The 17455-nt window shown below is 64.1% G+C and carries 14 protein-coding genes; 8 read left to right on the top strand and 6 right to left on the bottom strand.

All coding sequences use genetic code 11. The features are described 5' to 3' along the window. Positions 1-72 precede the first annotated feature (72 nt). Together ACLRDN_RS02720 and ACLRDN_RS02715 are read right to left on the bottom strand one after the other, a co-directional pair. The gene (locus ACLRDN_RS02720) at positions 73-1641 is read right to left on the bottom strand and encodes a class I SAM-dependent methyltransferase (RefSeq protein ID WP_413458865.1); all 1569 of its coding nucleotides are present in this window, start codon (positions 1639-1641) and stop codon (positions 73-75) included. A 54-nt stretch (positions 1642-1695) separates the two neighbouring features. Further along, on the bottom strand, positions 1696-2124 hold the full coding sequence (locus ACLRDN_RS02715) for a nucleotide pyrophosphohydrolase (RefSeq protein WP_413458864.1): 429 nt from the start codon (positions 2122-2124) through the stop codon (positions 1696-1698). Between the two features lie 158 nt (positions 2125-2282). Here ACLRDN_RS02715 and ACLRDN_RS02710 point away from each other — a divergent pair, with 158 nt between their 5' ends. The 4 genes from ACLRDN_RS02710 (at position 2283) to ACLRDN_RS02695 (ending at position 6030) form a co-directional block, all read left to right on the top strand. Beyond that, a complete protein-coding gene (locus ACLRDN_RS02710; protein ID WP_413458863.1) occupies positions 2283-2876 on the top strand; it encodes an attG domain containing protein in 594 nt (197 codons plus the stop codon). A 399-nt stretch (positions 2877-3275) separates the two neighbouring features. Next, positions 3276-4928, top strand: coding sequence for a methyl-accepting chemotaxis protein (locus ACLRDN_RS02705; RefSeq protein WP_413458862.1), 1653 nt, complete (start codon positions 3276-3278; stop codon positions 4926-4928). Positions 4929-5112: 184 nt separating this feature from the next. After that, the gene (locus tag ACLRDN_RS02700) at positions 5113-5322 is read left to right on the top strand and encodes a protamine P1 domain containing protein (protein ID WP_413458861.1); all 210 of its coding nucleotides are present in this window, start codon (positions 5113-5115) and stop codon (positions 5320-5322) included. Between the two features lie 81 nt (positions 5323-5403). After that, entirely contained in the window at positions 5404-6030 is a 627-nt protein-coding gene (locus ACLRDN_RS02695; RefSeq protein WP_413458860.1) for a trimeric intracellular cation channel family protein, read from the top strand. Between the two features lie 44 nt (positions 6031-6074). Here the strand turns inward: ACLRDN_RS02695 and ACLRDN_RS02690 are convergent, their stop codons facing one another. Together ACLRDN_RS02690 and ACLRDN_RS02685 are read right to left on the bottom strand one after the other, a co-directional pair. Continuing rightward, positions 6075-7112 carry a TRAP transporter substrate-binding protein gene (locus ACLRDN_RS02690; RefSeq protein WP_413458859.1) on the bottom strand — a complete coding sequence of 346 codons (1038 nt, stop codon included), beginning with the start codon at positions 7110-7112 and terminating at the stop codon, positions 6075-6077. Between the two features lie 74 nt (positions 7113-7186). Further along, positions 7187-7936: an SDR family NAD(P)-dependent oxidoreductase gene (locus ACLRDN_RS02685; protein ID WP_413458858.1), complete on the bottom strand. Its 750-nt coding sequence runs from the start codon at positions 7934-7936 to the stop codon at positions 7187-7189. Positions 7937-8220: 284 nt separating this feature from the next. Between ACLRDN_RS02685 and ACLRDN_RS02680 the strand changes: the two genes are divergently transcribed. Together ACLRDN_RS02680 and ACLRDN_RS02675 are read left to right on the top strand one after the other, a co-directional pair. Then, positions 8221-9108 (top strand): LysR substrate-binding domain-containing protein, encoded by an 888-nt coding sequence (locus ACLRDN_RS02680; protein ID WP_413458857.1) that lies wholly within the window; start codon positions 8221-8223, stop codon positions 9106-9108. Positions 9109-9238: 130 nt separating this feature from the next. After that, positions 9239-11242 carry a transketolase family protein gene (locus ACLRDN_RS02675; protein ID WP_413458856.1) on the top strand — a complete coding sequence of 668 codons (2004 nt, stop codon included), beginning with the start codon at positions 9239-9241 and terminating at the stop codon, positions 11240-11242. Positions 11243-11771: 529 nt separating this feature from the next. Here the strand turns inward: ACLRDN_RS02675 and ACLRDN_RS02670 are convergent. Beyond that, complete coding sequence (locus ACLRDN_RS02670) at positions 11772-11981, bottom strand: cold-shock protein (protein WP_006461922.1); 210 nt, start codon at positions 11979-11981, stop codon at positions 11772-11774. A 478-nt stretch (positions 11982-12459) separates the two neighbouring features. Between ACLRDN_RS02670 and ACLRDN_RS02665 the strand changes: the two genes are divergently transcribed. Next, positions 12460-15381: an HD domain-containing phosphohydrolase gene (locus ACLRDN_RS02665; RefSeq protein ID WP_413458855.1), complete on the top strand. Its 2922-nt coding sequence runs from the start codon at positions 12460-12462 to the stop codon at positions 15379-15381. A 125-nt stretch (positions 15382-15506) separates the two neighbouring features. After that, on the top strand, positions 15507-16151 hold the full coding sequence (locus ACLRDN_RS02660) for an alanyl-tRNA editing protein (RefSeq protein WP_413458854.1): 645 nt from the start codon (positions 15507-15509) through the stop codon (positions 16149-16151). A 41-nt stretch (positions 16152-16192) separates the two neighbouring features. Here the strand turns inward: ACLRDN_RS02660 and ACLRDN_RS02655 are convergent, their stop codons facing one another. Further along, entirely contained in the window at positions 16193-17296 is a 1104-nt protein-coding gene (locus ACLRDN_RS02655; RefSeq protein WP_413458853.1) for an SDR family oxidoreductase, read from the bottom strand. Positions 17297-17455 lie beyond the last annotated feature (159 nt).

The raw sequence follows: 17455 nt of genomic DNA, 5'->3' as shown, positions 1-17455 counted from the left end.
TGGCAGGCCGGGCGTGAGGATCGCCCGAAAGATCACCGGCTGCAAGCTCATCCGTAGCGCTGCATGGCGAGCTCAGGCCACCTGCAAGGCGCGCAGCAAGGGCAGCCGGGTGCGTGCGAAGAGCCGTGCCTGGGTCGCCAGTTCGGCCAGGTTTTCCTCTTCCCCTTCCAGCCGCACGCCATCGCGCACCAGCCGCTTGCCCTGGGCGGCGATGTGCTGCCAGGCCTGGGCCGGCCAGGCTTCCACGTCGTCGCCGCAGATCTCGCGCGCCAGCAGGAACAACTGCTCCACCCGCTCCACCTTCACCCCGCCCCCGGTCAGGGGACTGGCCAGATGGCTGATGTCGCCCTCCTGGCTGTCCGGCAGCACCATGGCCGCACGTTGCAGCAGGTGGGCATTGAGGTCGGCGGTACGGCGGGCGATCTGCGCCGAGGTGGCGGCATCGGGTTCGGGCGGCAGCGGAGCAGCGTGGCCGGTGCCGATCAGCATGAGGGCCGAGTCGATCACCTGCGACAGGTTCAGGTTGCGATGCGCCAGCGAGGCTGCCAGGTCCACCAGCGTGTGCGGCTGGTAGTCCGAGAGCGCTTGCAGGATGGGTTCGTAGATGAGGCGGTTGAGCGTGATCTCGGAGGCCACGTTCTGGATCGTCAGGGGCACCTTGTCGGGTTCGGTCAGCAGCACCACGCTTTGCAGCGCCAGCGCCTGCACGCGCTGGCGCTCATCGAGCACCTGGCCGCCACGCACCCAGTAGTCGCGCCGGAAGGTCTGGTTGACCATGAAGTCGCGCGTGCTCTGGTACAGCACCGGATCCTCGATCTCGGCCAGGCACTGGCGCTGCGCGGGCGTGAAGTTGGCCATGTCGAGATGGTCGATGTAGTGTGCCGGGCAGGCGAACTGCAGACCCGCTTGCGAGAAGCGGCGATGGATCTCGGCGAAGGGCTCGGCATGCCAGTCGCGGTTGAAGTATTCGTGCGCCAGATAGCTGCGTGGCTGTTGCAGCAGCATCTTGAGGCGGTCCCGCATGAAGGGGTTGGCCTGGGCATAGACCGGATCGGTCTCGAAGAGGCGTGTGGCAAAGGCCAGCGCGGCTTCGATGCGGGCGGCGGTGGGCAGGCCGCGCTCCTCGTTGCCGGCCAGTTGCGTGTGCTGCACCAGCAGGTCGCGCAGCGGCATGAAGGCCGACCAGCCAGGCTGGGTGTTGTAGCTCAGGTAGAGCACGCCGCCCGGCTTGAGCTTGCGGTCGATGAAATCGAGGATGATCTGGCGGTTGTCTTCGGAGACCCAGCTCCAGATGCCATGCAGGGCGATGAAATCGAAATCCGGCAGATCATCGCGGCGGCAGAAATGCGAAAAGCTGGAATCCTCCAGCTGCGCACCACTGCCACTGGCCGCCGCCAGTTCCTGGGCGAAGGCCGCCTGCAGGGGATTGAAATCATTGCCCCACCAGCGCGTGGTGGAGGCTGCAGCGTGGAAGTTGGTCGACAGGCCCTGCCCGAAACCCAGTTCGCAAGCGGTGTGGATGGCCGGTGCCTGCAGACCGTGGAAGGCAAAGGCCAGCGGCAGGCGCGCCGGATTCATGCCGGGGTAGTAGCCATAGGTGTAGGCGATGTCGACGACGTAACCGTCATTCCAGTTGGTCAAGGCAGGCTCCGGGCAGCGAACTTGTGAGGGGGACAAGCAAGGATGAGGCCTGCGTCAGCGGGCATCGGACTCAGTGTCGGCATCGGTAGCCGGGCCGGACAGGGCGCTGTATTTGCGCGCATTGCCCCGGGCCAGTTCGACCGGATACTTGCGGCGATTCAGTTCCATCTTTTCCAGCACGGCGCTGCGCAGGTCCACGCCGGTGTGGTCGGCCAGCTGGATCAGGTAGACCAGCACATCGGCCATCTCATGACGGATGCCCTCGCGTGCGGCCTCATCGAGTTCATGATCGGCGCCCGTGGGCAGCCACTGGAAGTGCTCCACCAGCTCGGCCACCTCCACCGAGAGGGCCATGGCGAGATTCTTGGGCGTATGGAAACGCAGCCAGTCGCGCTCGCTGGAGAAGCGGCGGATGATCTCGCGCAGTTCGTGCAGATCGGACTGGACGGCGGCAGCGGGCTGGCCGGAGGGGGAGGCTGTCATGGCTTGGCGTCGGTTCGGATGTTGTCGTATTGCCTTGTTGTCAGCCAGGTACTTTATCACCAACCCACACAAACCGGCCTGCGCGCTTGATCTGCGACAGGTTCAAGCGCCCCGTAAATGATGCACAATGTAGCGAAACACGCGACATTCTGACGAACATGCTGACACTTTTACGATCCCCGCTGCGTCTCTTGTCCTGCGCCCTGCTGGCCGCTTCCTTGCTGGCCGCCGGCTGCGACCGCCACATCGACCAGGAACTGGCGGCCCACGAAGCGGCGCAGACCACGCTGGGTCTCACGCCCAAGCAGTTCGCCGATCGCTTCAACAACCGGCTGGCTGACGTGCTCAAGGACATGAAAGTGGAAGAGCCGGAGCACATGGCCCACCTCTACATGCTGGACCCGTCGCGCCTGCATCCGGGCAAATATGAATACGTGCTCGACACCCAGGTCGGCCCGGCCCAGACCACGCTCATCGGCACGCTCAACAAGAAGGGCGAGCTGCGCAATGTGGGCGTGATGATGACCAACAAGGTCCCTGGCGCCCGCGAGGAATTCCTGATCTGCGCCTCCAGTGCCGCGCGCAGCTTCATCTCCGGCAGCGAGGACAAGCTGCTGCCCCTCATTACCCGCCTCACCACGGTCGCCCTGGACAATCCCGGCCAGCGCATGACCGAGGTCGTGGCCGACCAATTGCTCTCGGTCGAGCTGGTGCCGCAGGGCGTGCTGTTCCAGGTACAGCCTCGCCAGTAGATGCGAGACTGTACTGCCAGTACCGATGATGCGGGGAAAGATTTCCGCACATCAAAAACGCCGCCCGCTAACGTAAGCATCAGCGCTCGCTGTTGCGCTTGATTGATGTAATTGCCCGCCTTTTTGATGGATTGAAATTGCGGGCCAGCATTTAGATTCACGACTTGGTGGTAGCCGCGCTACGCTGACCACGCCGAGACAGGCTGGCGGCGAGCATCCCTCACGGACATGCCACGGATCGCCTTTACACCGACTTGGAATTCCAATGCCGGGCCCCTGAGCCTGGCTTGAAAAACGGGGCCGCGGCGCTTGGGGACGAAGCACCGCAGCTTTCTTCAACAGCGGCAGGACCATCGATCCGGCAGGGTCAGCGATGGTCAGGGCAACGGGGGGACAAGCATGCGCACGAATCTACCGATCACCACCACCGAACGGTTGCTGGAGGATGGCAAGTCCATCGTTTCCAAGACCGACCTGCAGGGCAACATCACTTACGTCAATCCGTACTTCGTGGAAATCAGCGGCTTCGACGAAGCCGAGCTGATCGGGGCCCCGCAGAACATCGTGCGCCATCCCGAGATGCCGCGCGAAGCCTTCGCCGACATGTGGGCCACGCTCAAGGAGGGCCTGCCCTGGAACGGCCTGGTCAAGAACCGCTGCAAGAATGGCGATTACTACTGGGTCCAGGCCAACGTCACCCCGGTGCGCGAGAACGGCCGCGCGGTCGGCTACATGTCGGTGCGCACACGCCCTTCGCGGGAGCAGGTGCAGGCGGCCGACAGCGCCTATCGCGCCTTCGTCGGCGGCCAGGCGCGCGGCCTGCGCATCCGTCGCGGCGCAGTGGCGCGCACTGGCCTCATGGGTTGGCTGCAAGGCCTGCGCGATCTGCCGGTGGCCAAGCGGCTCGCTTGGATGATGAGCGCACTCACGCTCATGTTCATCCTCGGCGGAGCGGTAGCGGGCAATGCCGTGCAAACGGCTGGCGGCAGCCCCTATGCGGTATGGCTGGGTACCCTCGCCGGTGCCGCCCTGCTGCTGGGATCGTGGGCAGTGCTGCATGCGAGCATCGTGGCGCCCTTGCAGCGGGCCATCAAGTCCGTGCATGGGCTGGCCGGCGGCGACCTCGACCTGCATATCGATACCGATGCGCGCGGCGACATGGGCCTGCTGCTGCAAGCGCTGCAACAGCTCAACGTCAACCTGCGCGCTATCATCGGCGACGTGCGCCGCAACGTCGAATCGATGACGATTTCCACCGGCGAGATCGCCAGCGGCAACATGGATCTTTCAAGCCGTACCGAATCGCAAGCCTCGGCACTGGAAGAGACGGCCTCCAGCGTCGAGCAGTTTGCCGCTACCGTGCGCCAGAATGCGGACTCGGCGGCCAACGCCGACCGCCAGGCGCAATCGGCCTCGTCCATCGCCCAGCGCGGCAGCCACTCGGTGCAGCGCATGGGCAAAACCATGGAAGAGATCGACGCGGCTTCGCACAAGATCGTGGACATCATCGGACTGATCGACGGCATCTCCTTCCAGACCAACATCCTGGCGCTCAACGCCGCCGTGGAAGCGGCACGTGCCGGCGAACAGGGACGCGGATTTGCGGTGGTGGCCTCGGAAGTGCGCACGCTGGCGCAACGCTCGGCGGCCGCCGCCAAGGACATCAAGGGCCTCATCGACGACTCGCGTGCGAAGGTCGAAAGCGGCAACCAGCTGGTACGCGAAACCGCGCAAGCCATGGGCGACCTCGGTGGCGCGGTGGAAAACATGGCGGTGACCATGGCCGAAATCACGGTCGCCAGCAACGAGCAGAGCGGTGGCATCGAACAGTTGAACCAGGCCGTCAACGCCATCGACGAGACCACGCAGCAGAATGCGGCGCTGGTGGAGCAGGCCGCGGCCGCGGCCGAGAACCTGCGCGACCAGTCCATCAAACTGAGCCAGGCCATGTCGGTGTTCAAGATCACCCATGGCGGCCCGCGCTCGCCTGCTGCGGTGACAGCCATCAGCACCACGCGCCAGAAGGAAACGGCGCTGGCGCTGGCCCAGTAAGGCCCGGCGGCATGCCGCGCAAGCGGCATGCCTACACCGCTTTACAAGGCATTGCATTTCTTTACCCGATAAGCGGGTGTGTGCATCTTTGCACAGCCATTGCGCTTGCCTATGATGAACTCCTGTCCGCATCTCCCTCATCAGAGGGGGATGCCGGCTGCCTACCACTACAAGGGAGTTTCACATGAGCGTATCTTCGGTCTCCTCCGGCAACAGCAGCTTCTACAACACCATCATCCAGCCCATCAAGAATGTCGCCTCCGAAGTCGGCGACGAGATTGAAAGCGCCTACGACACCACGGTCGATGCCGTTTCATCGGCCGCGCACTCGGTGGCTGACAGCGTGAGCTCGGGCGTGAAGGCCATCGGCAATATCATCGACACCTCCGCCTGATCTTGGGTGTCGCAGCATGGCGTCGGGACCGCGCCATGCAATAATCCGGGCTTCGCGACTACCGCCAGCCCGGACCCTGCCATGCTGCTGCATACCATCTACCTCATCGCCATCTGCGCCGAAGCCGTCTCGGGCGCGCTCATGGGCATCCGCAAGGACATGGACATCTTCGGCATCTGCCTCATCGGGACGGTGGCGGCACTCGGTGGCGGTACCGTGCGCGACATCCTGATCGGCCACTATCCGCTGGGCTGGGTGGCGCATCCGCAATACCTAGCTTTCACCATCTGCGCGGCCATCGTCGCGGCCGTGGCCGCACGTGCCCTGCATCATTTCAAGTCTGCCTTCCTGGTGGTGGATGCGCTGGGACTGGTGGCCTTCACCATCATCGGCTGCGACATCGCGCGCAGCTTCGACAACTTCCATCCGGCCATCGTGGTGATGCTGGGCATGGTCACGGGCGTGTTTGGCGGCTTGCTGCGCGATGTGCTGTGCAACGAGATTCCGCTGGTCCTGCGGCGCGAGATCTATGCCAGCGTGTCGCTGCTGACGGGCACCCTGTATGTGTTGATCCTGCACTGGCAGATCGATGGCCGCATTGCCACGCTCGCCTCGCTGCTGCTGGGCTTTGCGGTGCGCCTGCTGGCGATCCGCTTCCATTGGGAATTGCCGCGCATGGACAAGGAGCGCGTGCGCGGCTTTGACTGAGCCCGCGCACGGCGCACGGCAGCCCTCGTGATCAGCGAGGCGCCTCAGCCGAGCGCGCCAACGCTGCTCTCCAGCAGTTTCCAGGCCTCCTCGCCGAACTTGGCGCGCATGTCCTTGTAGAAATTGGCCTGGGCCAGCGCTTGCTTGAAGGAATCCTTGTCGGCATCGACGATCTGCAACCCCTTGCCGGCCAGGTCATTGCGCGCCATGCCGGAGAAACTGGCGATGTCGGCACGTTCATCAGTGGCCGCCTGGTCCAGTTCGCGGCGCACGATTTCCTGGATGTCCTTGGGCAGCTTGTCGAAGGCACGGCGGTTGCCCAGGATCCAGTACGCATCCCACACGTGGTTGGAGAGCGTGCAGAATTTCTGCACTTCGTACAGGCGCGCGGTGCTGATGATGGCCAGCGGATTTTCCTGGCCTTCCACCAGCTTGGTCTGCAGTGACGAATAAACCTCGTTGAAGTTGATCGGCGTGGGGCTGGCGCCCAGGGCGGAAAACAGCGAGGTCAGCATCGGCGCGGCAGGCACCCGCAGCTTCAGTCCCTTGACGTCGGCGGCGCTCTTGACGGGCTTGGTCGAGGTCGTGATCTGGCGGAAGCCGTTGTCCCACGGTTTGGACATGGTCAGCAGTCCGACCTTCTCGATCTGCGCGCGTACGTGCGCACCCAGCGGGCCGTCCATGGCCTTCCATACGGCCGTGTAATCCTGGAAGGCAAAGCCGGTGTTGACGATCCCGGCGGCCGGCACCAGCGTGGAGAGTACGGTATTGGCTTGGTTGAAGAATTCCACACCGCCATTGCGGATCTGCGACATCAGGTCGGTATCGGAACCCAGCTGGTTGGCCGGGAACAGCTTGATCTCCATGCGTCCGTTGGTGGCGTTGCGGATACGGTCGATGGCTTCCTGCGCCCGCTTGTTGACCGGGTGCGAGGGATCCTGGCCGGTGGCGAATTTATAAGTAAATTCGGCCGCATTGGCGGGCCGCGTGAGAATGGAAAACAGCGGCAGTGCAGCCCCCACAGCGCCTGCCTTCAGGACCTGGCGGCGGGTGATCTTCTTGGATACGGTTTCGTCTTTCATCTTTTGTCTCCTGGGTTTTTTTATGGTGGAAATCGATGAAGCCGCACCGGCCTGCCGGCCGGCGCATGAACAACTCAATGGATCAGCATGCCGCCGTTGACATCCAGCGTGATGCCCGTGCAGTACTGCGACAGGTCGCTGGCCAGGAAGACACACACGCCGCCCACGTCGTCCGGTCCGCCCAGGCGGCCCAGGGGAATGGTCTGGGCGATCTCGGCTTTCTTCTCGGCGCTGAGGATGTCCTTGTTGATGTCGGTCGAGATGAGACCGGGCGTGACACAATTGACGCGGATGCCTTCCGGCCCGAACTCCCGCGCCATGGCCCGTGCCAGGCCCAGCACGCCAGCCTTGGCCGCCGAATAGTGCGGACCGCCCAGGATGCCGCCGCCGCGCTGGGCCGACACCGAAGAAATGCAGACGATGGAACCGCCCTGCTGCGCACGCATGGCCGGCAGCACCGCCTGCGACATGTAGAGCGTGCCGCGCAGGCTGACATCGAGGATGCGGTCGTAGTCACGTCCGCTGATGTCGAGGAATTTGGCGGGCTGGGTGATGCCGGCATTGTTGACCAGGATGTCGATGCGGCCGAACTGCTGCAGGATTGCCTGCGCTGCGGCCTCACAGGAGGCCTTGTCGGTAACGTCAGCGACCAGGCCGAGATGGCCCTCGCCCAGGCGGGCCGCAGCGGTGGAAGGCTCGGCGCGTTCCAGGTCGAGGATGACGACGCGCGCGCCTTGCGCGGCCATCAGGCGCGCGGTGGAAAATCCCAGGCCATTGAGGCCGGCACCGCCGGTAATGACGGCGACTTTGTTCTTGAGCAGCATGGTGTGGTCTCCTGAAGGTGGCATGCGAACGGGCAACGGCGAAGACCTCCGCGCAGTGCGCCGACCGGCCGATGCCGGGCGGGATGGCGCGCATGGATGGATGTCTGCCTGTTGTTCTGGCGGCGATCTTCGAACTTTCATCCGGCCGCGACAAGTGATGCTTTGTCATGGAAATGTGACGAAGCTTCATCTGCCGGATCGATGCGCTAAAATCGGCCGCGAGCCCGCGCCCGCGCATGCCGTGACGCAGCAGGAACTTTCACAAGACCAAAAACCGAGACACCATGATTCCTCCACTGACCTCTCTGATGGCCTTCGAGGCGATCGCGCGCAGGAAGAGTTTCAATCTTGCTGCAGCTGAATTGCATCTCACGCCGTCGGCCATCAGCCACCAGGTGGCGCGTCTGGAAAAGCTGCTGGGGCTGCGCCTGTTCGAGCGTTCCACCAAGGGCGTGGAGCTTACGCCCGCAGGACAGAGCTATCTCAACCGCGTGGCCGGTGCGCTCGGGGCGATCAATTCGGCCACCGACGATTTGCGGCATGGCGTGGAGAATTCGCTGCAGATCCATTCCAGCCCCAGCTTCGCAAGCCTGTGGCTGATGCCGCGCATTGGACGTTTTACGCAGCGTTATCCGGAGATCGCCTTCGGCTTGTCGGCCTCGCCGGAAATCTCCGACTTCGAGATCGGGCAGGTGGATCTGGACATCCGCTGCGGCGTGCCGCACTGGCCGGACCTGGAAATCGAACCGGTGTTGTCGGAGCAGGTGATCCCGATGGCCAGCCCGGATTTTCTCGCGCGCCATCGCATCGAGACCCCGGAAGACCTGGTGCTGGCCCCGCTGATCCAGTCGCGCGGCAGCCTGCTGCAATGGCCGGAATGGTTTGCCCGCTACGCGCCGGACCTGCGTCCGGAACGCATCGCGCTGCGCTTCGACCGCGCGATGATGAGCATCGAAGCCGCCGTGCAGGGATTGGGGGTGGTCTTCGAGAGCAATGCCTTCGGGGCCGGACATCTGGCCAGTGGGCGGCTGCAGCCGGTGTTTGCGCAAGGGATGACGCTGGAGATCACGCAGCACTTTGCGGTTTGCCCGGCACGCAACAAGTCGCGGCCGGAGGTGGTGGTGTTCCTGCAGTGGTTGCGTGAAGAGAGCGGGAAACTTGCGCTTACTTGACGCCAATTCAGCCAAGCCTGAATTTTCATCGCTTGCCTGCACCCGTACCGACCGCCAAGAATAAGTCTCCACCATTACAACGGAGACTGACGCATCGCCCTCCTCCGCCGGGCAGATGCGTCTTGCTGTCATGACCCCACATCCCCTGCAGCCGCTGGCGCATGCCATCCGCTTTCTTTCCATCGACGCCATCGTGCGCGCTACCGAAGGCCATCAGGGCGTGCCGCTGGGCATGGCCGAGATCGCCACCGCACTCTACGCCCGCCACCTGCGCTTTCACGCCGCCGATCCGGCCTGGCCGGACCGCGACCGCGTAGTGCTCTCCAATGGCCATGGCTCGATGCTGCTCTACAGCCTGCTCTACCTCACCGGCTATGAACACATCACGCTGGAGCAGGTGCGCAACTTCCGCGAATTCGGTTCGCACTGTGCCGGCCACCCGGAATACGATCCACAACTCGGCATCGAAGTGACCACCGGCCCGCTCGGCCAGGGCATCGCCAATGCCTTCGGCATGGCCGTCGCCGAGGCTTACCTGAATGCGCGCTTCGGCGACGGCATCGTCAATCACCGCACCTACGCCTTCGTCGGCGATGGCTGCCTGCAGGAGGGCATCGGGCAGGAAATGATTTCGCTGGCCGGCCATCTGCGCCTGGCCAAACTGACCATGCTGTGGGATGACAACCAGATCACCGATGACGGCGCCACCGGACTCTCCATCAGCGAAAACGTGCCCGAGCGTTTCCGCGTGGCCGGCTGGCATGTCGTAGAGGTGGACGGCCATGATATCGAGGCGGTCTCCCGCGCACTCGATGCTGCACGCGCCTCGGACCGGCCCTCGATGATCGCCTGCCGCACCATCATCGGCCGCGGCATCCCGCGTGTGCAGGGCCAGCGCGGCGGGCACAGCGCGCGGCTCTACGCGGAAGATGCGCAAGCCGCCCGCGAGCTGCTGCAATGGCCGCATGCGCCCTTCGAGATCCCGCAGGACATCCTCACGCCCTGGCGCCACTTCGGTCAACGCAATCGCGACGAACACGCCGCCTGGCATCAGCGACTGCAGGCGCTGACACCCGCGCAGCGCGCCGAATTCGACCGCGTCCTGCGCGGCGACTTGCCCGACGGATGGCAGAACGTGTTGCTGCAATTCAAGCGGACTGCGCACGAACCCGCACAGGCGCAGGGCGGCATCCTGATCTCGGCCGCGCTCAACCAGTTGCTGGCCGAGGTGATCCCGGAACGCATGGTGGGGTGCGCCGATCTGGAAGCACCCACTGCGCACAAGGGCTCACTGAAGGCCTTCACCGCCAGCGACCGCAGCGGCGCCTACGTGCACTGCGGTGTGCGCGAGCACGTCATGGGCGCGATGGCCAATGGCATGGCCGCGCATGGCGGCGTGATCCCGCTGGCCGTGACCTATCTGGCTTTCTCGGACTATGAACGCCCGGCCATGCGCATGGCCGCGCTGATGGGCTTGCCGGTGAAATTCGTGTTCAGCCATGACTCGATTGGCATCGGCAAAAACGGTCCGACACACCAGCCGGTGGAAATCCTGGCCTCGCTGCGCGCCATGCCCAACATGCTGGTGATGCGTCCGGCCGATGCCAGCGAGGCGGTGGAATGCTGGGAAGTCGCCATGCAGCACCGCAGCGGTCCGGTCAGCCTGGTCTTCGCACGACAGAGCCTGCCGCCGGTACGCAAGCGCTTCGAGGTGAGCAATCTCAGTGCGCGCGGGGGATATGTGCTGGCAGAGGCGCAATGCGGGCCGCGCCAGGTGAGCTTGCTGGCCACCGGCTCGGAAGTGGCCATCGCCTGTGCTGCGCGCGACCTGCTGGAAGCGCGGGGCGTGGCCACCGCCGTGGTGTCGCTGCCGTGCTGGGAATTGTTCGACCAGCAGGACAGCGCCTATCGCGACGCCGTGCTGGGCAAGGACACGATCCGTATCGGGGTGGAAGCTGCGGTGCGCTTTGGATGGGACCGCTACCTGGGCGCGCGCGGCGGCTTCGTCGGCATGGCGGGCTTCGGTGCGCCGGGGCCAGCGGAAGTGCTGTACCGGCATTTCGGCATCACGCCGGAGGCGGTGGTGGCGCAGGCTTTGCAGCTGCTGGACAGTCCGCACAGCCAGACGACATAAACCATTTATATGATTTATATCGGTTCCAGAACGCAAAAAGCCCATCTGAAACCAGATGGGCCGTTCATTGATTAACGCTGGATTCCCTCATGGCCCTGGCGATCTGCCAGGTGCTGCGAGAGTGTCCTGCCCGGTCTATCTGGCCGGTGCGGTCGCAATCCAGGTGTTCGTGTTGTGGTCCGGAGGCCGCCGTTGGTGCGGGCCGGTGTCACGCTCTACGAGCGATTAATTAACTATTTGCTACACGGCTTGCGCCGTGACTGACGCGCCCCTGCCGTCAAAGTTCACCTGCCCGCGCCATCTGCACGGCCACAGGTGAGTCTCTGGCAGGGGCGGCGCCCTGCGCTGCCCTTTCCTTCGGTACCGGCCCTCCCTGGCTATCTGCCAGGTGAGAGTCTGCGAAAAAATCGCGCCGACATGAAAGGACTGCGGAGTCTGCCGGCCTGGCCCCTGGAGCGTATGGAATTCCGGAGGCATTCAGGCGCGGACAGCGAGGATGTTCTGCTTCGCTTGCGCGAATATCGCGGTCTTAGATGACCTTGATGTTGGTGGCCTTTTCACCCTTGGGGCCGACACCGCGGTCGAAGGACACGCGCTGGTTTTCCGACAGGCTGCGGAAGCCGTTGGACTGGATGTCCTGGAAGTGCGCGAAGACGTCAGCGCCGCCAGCATCAGGAGTGATGAAGCCGAAGCCCTTGGCATCGTTGAACCATTTGACTACGCCAGTTTGAGTGCTCATGTTTGTTTCCTTTGGAAAGTTTGGGACGAATGAAGGCAGATGCCTGATAGGCACTTGAAACCAAGAACTGAAACCGAAGGAAAGAAAACAGAACGACCGAGGAGGGAACGACAGTCAGGCGGAATTGGAACCAACAAGAATACAACTTGATGCAAGTACAGGGCACATTGTACACCACTTGCCACACAATGCCTGCATCTATTGACAAATGTGTGGTTTTTACGTTGCCGTCGCCGCGCAGCCCGCTCTGCGGGCGGGCTGCAGCTTGACTTGCCAGGCAGCGCCAATGCCGGCCGCGCATGCCTGCATGCAACGGCCCGGCAGCTTCTCGATCAACGTGACTGCTTTTTGCTGGTGCCACGTAATTCCGGTATATTGGCTCGGACAAAAAAGAGGCCGTGTCCCGTTGTGCGCCGTGGTGGGCGGCGCCGATGGCATCGCGGGTCCCGTTGCAGGTCACCCGGTCGCTGCGAGCTCAATGCCCCTTCCCGAACGCCCTTTGTTTGATCCGTCCGACGACGACGCCAACGTACCTGGCTTGCCGGTGCGCTTCGGTATTTCCGGCCTGGTGATGGCCGGCATGATCCTGCTGGCGGCGGTGCTGGTGTCGGTCGGCTGGTGGGGCGCGCGCCAGGTGCTGCTGGACATGGCCGAGCGCTCGGCCGAAGACGCCGGCCGCATCATGACCGAGCGCTCCCGCCGCATCATCGATCCTGCCGTGGCCACCCTGCGCCAGCTGGCCTTCGATCCGATCACCCAAGCCACCCGACTCGATGACCGCCTTGCGCGCATCGCCGCCTTCTCCATCGACCTGGTGGCCAATCCGCTGGTGTCGGCCGTCTATGTGGGCTACCCCAATGGCGACTTCCTGCTGGTGCGTTCGCTGCGCGGCGCCGAGCAGCGCGACTTCTTTACCGCACCGGCCAATGCGGCCTTCCTGGTACAAAGCATCGTGCGCGACGGCGCCGGTGCGCAGCACGGTCAATACCGGTTCTACGACGGCGAACTGAAGCTGCTGTCCCAGCGGGATGAAGCAGGCTACCGCTTCGATCCGCGCACGCGTCCCTGGTATGCCACGGCAGACCGTTCGCTGGCGCCCGCGATATCTGCGCCCTACGTTTTCTTCACCACGCGCCAGATCGGCATCAGTCTCTCGCAGCGCGCCCGCAACAGCGACGCCGTGGTGGCCATCGACATGACGCTCGATGACCTCGCGGCCAGCCTGGGCAACCTGCGCCTGACCCCGCACAGCGAACTGGCGCTGGTGGACGAGCAGCGCAAGGTCATCGCCTACAGCGACATGGCGCGGGTGCTGGAACAGGACGGGGAGAGCTTCCGTTTCCGCAGCCTGGATGAACTGGACGTACCGAGCTTGTCGCAACTGTCCGAGCGTGCGCGCACCGGCGAAGCGAGCGCGCTCTACAGCGTGGACGGGCGCGAATGGCTGGGCTTGTCATTGCCCTTCAACGTGATCGACGGCCATGCCCTCAAGCTCCTCATCGCCGCGCCTGGCGACGAACTGCTGGGCCAGCTGGACCGCAATCGCAAGACCATGGTGCTGGTGGCCTTGCTGCTGGTGCTGGCCTTCCTGCCGCTGGGCTGGTGGGCCGGACGCGCCATCGGCCGCAGCATGGAGCGGCTGGCGCTGCAGGCCGGGCGCATGTCGCGCTTCGATTTCCGCACCCAGGGCCGGGGCCGCAGCACCTTGCGTGAGGTCAACATGCTCACCGACATGGTCGATCACGTGAGCCTGACGGTGGAAGCCTTCCTCGACATCAGCGCCATCCTGAGCACCGAAACCCACGTCGAGGAAATGCTGCAGCAAGTGCTGGAAAAATTCGTCCAGGCCACGCGCTGCGATGGCGGCGCGGTCTACCTGTGGCAGCGTGAACAGCGGGTGATGCAACGTGCTGCGGCTTACGGCCAGCAATGCGGCCTGGCCGACAGCATGCCTTATGACGAACAGGAGAGCGCCGCCGATGAAGCGCGCGACACCGAAGATGGCCGGCTGCGCGTGGAACTGGACCTGCGCGGCCGCAATGGCTCGCTGGAGGGCCTGCTGGTGCTGATGCATGCGCACGACAGCGCGCATGAGGATCCGCGCTTCCTGGCCTTTGCACGTCGGCTCTCGGGCATGCTGGCCGTGGCCATCGAAACGCGCCAGCTGATCGCAGCGCAAAAGGCGCTGCTGGAGTCGCTGATCCGCCTGATGGCCGACGCCATCGACGCCAAGAGCCCCTACACCGGCGGCCACTGCGAGCGCGTACCGCACCTGGCCATCATGCTGGTGGAGAGCCTGGCCCAGGAGCGCACGGGGCCCTATGCGGCGTTCACCCTGAACGAAGACGAGCGCTATGCGTTCCAGTTGGCCGCGCTGCTGCATGACTGCGGCAAGGTCACCAGCCCCGAGCACATCGTGGACAAGGCCACCAAACTCGAAGTGATCCACAATCGTCTCCATGAAGTGCGCATGCGCTTTGAAGTGCTGTGGCGCGATGCCGAACTGGAGCTGCTGCGCGCCTTGCACACCAGCGTGCCGCCTGACCAGGCGGAGCGCTTGCGCGCACGTCTGGAAGCGCGGCGGCATCAGCTGCAGGAGGACTTCGCCTTCGTCGCGCAATGCAATGTCGGCGGCGAAGCGATGTCGGAGGAGGCCATCGCGCGGCTGCGCCAGATCGCCAAGCAGACCTGGCAGCGTCACTTCGATGACAGCCTGGGCCTGGCCGATGAAGAAAGCCGGCGCCTGCAGGCCACCCGCGCGGGGCAGCCCGCGCTGACGCTGCCGCAGACCGAACAATTGCTGGCCGATCGCCCTGAACACAAGGTCGTCTGGGATGACGAACATCGTCCTGCGGTCGAACGCGGGGACCCGCGCAATGTGCTGGGCTTCGACATGCAGTTGCCGCAGTACAGGCAGAACATGGGTGAGCTGCACAACCTGACCGTACGGCGCGGCACGCTGACCGAGGAGGATCGGTTCGCCATCAACAATCACATCGTGCAAACCCTGGTGATGTTGAAGAGCCTGCCCTGGCCGGAGTCGCTCAAGAGCGTACCCGATACCGCCGCCAACCATCACGAGAAAATGGATGGCAGCGGCTACCCGCGCCGCCTGCGGGCGTCCGAACTGCCGGTGCAGGACAGGGTGATGGCATTGGCTGACGTATTCGAGGCGCTGACTGCAGCAGATCGGCCTTACAAGCCGGCCAAGACCTTGTCGGAATCGCTGCGCATCATGGCCAGGATGTGCAGCGAGCAGCATCTGGACACCGAGCTGTTCCGCTACTTCCTGCGCAGCGGACTATGGCGCAGCTATGCGGACGAATTGCTGCGCCCGGCGCAGCGCGATGAGGTCGACATTGCGGCGATAGAAGATCTGCTGGAGACACAGTCCGCCTGACCAGGCTGACGCGGCGGGCCAAGCCGATTTCATCGTAAAATCTGCGCTCATTTGTTTGAGCACGTCGACGGGCAGACCTCCCGCCGATCGCCTGTTGTTGTTGCCATCTCCGCCCCGCCAAGATCATGACGCACAAACTCTTCTGGTCCGCGCCCTATCAGACCGAACTCGATACGACCATCACGGCGGTCGATGGTGATCAGGTACAAATCGCGCAGACCATCTTCTTCGCTTTCTCCGGTGGCCAGGAGAGCGACGCCGGCACGCTCGGCGGCCACCCCGTGCTGCAGGCGGAGAAGCGCGACCAGGCCATCGTCTACACGCTGCCCCCGGGGCATGGCCTGCAGGTTGGCGATGCGGTCCACCTGCAGATCGACTGGGCACGCCGCTATCGCCTCATGCGCCTGCATTTTGCGGCCGAGATGGTGTTGCAACTGGTCTACCAGATGCGGCCGGGCATCGAACGCATCGGCGCGCATATCGCCATCGACAAGGCGCGCGTGGACTTTGCCAGCGAGACCAGCCTGGCGCCCCTCTTCCCGGCCATCGAAGCAGCGGCGCAGGAACTGGTGGCGGCGGGCTTGCCTATCGTCACCGCATTCAGCGATGAGGCCGCCGGGCGGCGTTATTGGGAAGTGGAAGGATTTGCGCGCATGGCCTGCGGCGGTACGCATCCCCGCACCACGGCGGAGGTGGGAACGTTGCGGCTCAAGCGCAAGAACACGGGACGCGGCAAGGAGCGCATCGAGATCCTGCTCGATGCGGCCTGAACGTTGTTTTCAATTTCAATACGGTGACCTGAGCGTCTTGCTCAGGTCTTGTAGTCGTACTTCATCTGCTGCGCGATGAGGATGTCCTTGCTGGTGCGCTCGCACAGGGTCACATAATCGGTGAGCGGCCGGGGCGGGCGCATGCCCTCCTCGATCAGGCGCGCGTTGTCGAACAGCACTTCTTCCGCCGCAAAATAGCCATACGCACGGATCGCCTTCAAGACGATGCGCTTGTTGCAGGGACCGATGAGGTCCTTGAAGCGATCCTGCATCTGCAGGAAGCTTTCGTAATGGGTCTGGCGGTAACGGGACATCGGGCTCTCACCGGTGCCCACGCTGATGGCTTCATCGATCTGGCCGAACGTGCAGGAGTGGCTCGGGCCGGAGGAGATGTTATAGGCCGAGTATTTGAGCGTCGATTTATCCAGCAGCAGGTGCAATGCCTCGGCGCAATAGTCCACCGGAATCACGTCGATCTTCTGATCCAGCTCGCAGGGGAAAGCCTGCAGGGCGCGCGCCAAGCGGAACACCCAGTAGATGCTGCCGGAGGCGGCACAGCCCAGCTCGGTATGGCCGACCACGATGGAGGGGCGCGCGACGATCAGCGGCAGCTCGGGCAATTCCGTGCGCAGGCGCTGTTCGGCCTCGTACTTGCTGGCGGTGTAGTCGAGGTAGTGCTCGACATCGTCGCCGGGGGAATAATCTTCCGACACCGGGCGTGGCGCATTGCGCCCGCACGACATGCCGGTGCCGATCTGGATGAAGCGGCGCAGCTTGCGGCCGCGGCAGAGGCCGTGCGCCATGGCCAGCACGCCATCGACGTTGGTGGGGAAGATGGAGCGATGGGTCCCGAAGGAAGCCAGGGCAGCGGAGTTCACCACATCGTTGACCTGCAGCAAGCGGGGATCATCGATCCAGCGCTCCACACCGGTGAGGTCGCCGCAGATGATCTGGTCGGGGGAGAGACGCTGCAGGTCCTGCTCGCTCACGCCATGCAGGCGCAGGTTGGACGCCAGGCGCGCGCGGCCCTCGTCGCGGTTGGCCGAGCGCACCAGGAACAGTGAGCGCTCCCAGCGAGGCGTCTTGAGGAGACGAGCGGCCAGCGCTCCCCCGATGAATCCGGTACTGCCGGTGAGCAACAACATAGACGATGAGAGTCCCAAAGAATACGGAGAGAAAACCGGCATGCCCCCATGACGGCCGGTATCAACGAGGCGGAGAGCCCCTGCCCATTCCAGAAAAAAAATGGGGCAAAAAATTATAAGAGAGAAGTGCGTGGAATTGAAGCAGTCCAAACGGACTGG

The sequence above is a fragment of the Herbaspirillum huttiense genome (genome assembly GCF_047300815.1).
In the GTDB taxonomy this organism is placed as follows: Bacteria; Pseudomonadota; Gammaproteobacteria; order Burkholderiales; family Burkholderiaceae_D; genus Herbaspirillum; species Herbaspirillum huttiense_A.
The sequence above is the reverse complement of the archived record's forward strand: the minus strand, read 5'-3'. Positions and strand labels throughout refer to the sequence as shown.

Excerpts from the sequence above, each read along its gene's own strand:
- ACLRDN_RS02715 (WP_413458864.1), bottom strand. The coding sequence starts at position 2,124 with ATGACAGCCTCCCCCTCCGGCCAGCCCGCTGCCGCCGTCCAGTCCGAT.
- ACLRDN_RS02710 (WP_413458863.1), top strand. The coding sequence starts at position 2,283 with ATGCTGACACTTTTACGATCCCCGCTGCGTCTCTTGTCCTGCGCCCTG.
- ACLRDN_RS02705 (WP_413458862.1), top strand. The coding sequence starts at position 3,276 with ATGCGCACGAATCTACCGATCACCACCACCGAACGGTTGCTGGAGGAT.
- ACLRDN_RS02700 (WP_413458861.1), top strand. The coding sequence starts at position 5,113 with ATGAGCGTATCTTCGGTCTCCTCCGGCAACAGCAGCTTCTACAACACC.
- ACLRDN_RS02695 (WP_413458860.1), top strand. The coding sequence starts at position 5,404 with ATGCTGCTGCATACCATCTACCTCATCGCCATCTGCGCCGAAGCCGTC.
- ACLRDN_RS02690 (WP_413458859.1), bottom strand. The coding sequence starts at position 7,112 with ATGAAAGACGAAACCGTATCCAAGAAGATCACCCGCCGCCAGGTCCTG.
- ACLRDN_RS02685 (WP_413458858.1), bottom strand. The coding sequence starts at position 7,936 with ATGCTGCTCAAGAACAAAGTCGCCGTCATTACCGGCGGTGCCGGCCTC.
- ACLRDN_RS02680 (WP_413458857.1), top strand. The coding sequence starts at position 8,221 with ATGATTCCTCCACTGACCTCTCTGATGGCCTTCGAGGCGATCGCGCGC.
- ACLRDN_RS02675 (WP_413458856.1), top strand. The coding sequence starts at position 9,239 with ATGACCCCACATCCCCTGCAGCCGCTGGCGCATGCCATCCGCTTTCTT.
- ACLRDN_RS02670 (WP_006461922.1), bottom strand. The coding sequence starts at position 11,981 with ATGAGCACTCAAACTGGCGTAGTCAAATGGTTCAACGATGCCAAGGGC.
- ACLRDN_RS02665 (WP_413458855.1), top strand. The coding sequence starts at position 12,460 with ATGCCCCTTCCCGAACGCCCTTTGTTTGATCCGTCCGACGACGACGCC.
- ACLRDN_RS02660 (WP_413458854.1), top strand. The coding sequence starts at position 15,507 with ATGACGCACAAACTCTTCTGGTCCGCGCCCTATCAGACCGAACTCGAT.
- ACLRDN_RS02655 (WP_413458853.1), bottom strand. The coding sequence starts at position 17,296 with ATGTTGTTGCTCACCGGCAGTACCGGATTCATCGGGGGAGCGCTGGCC.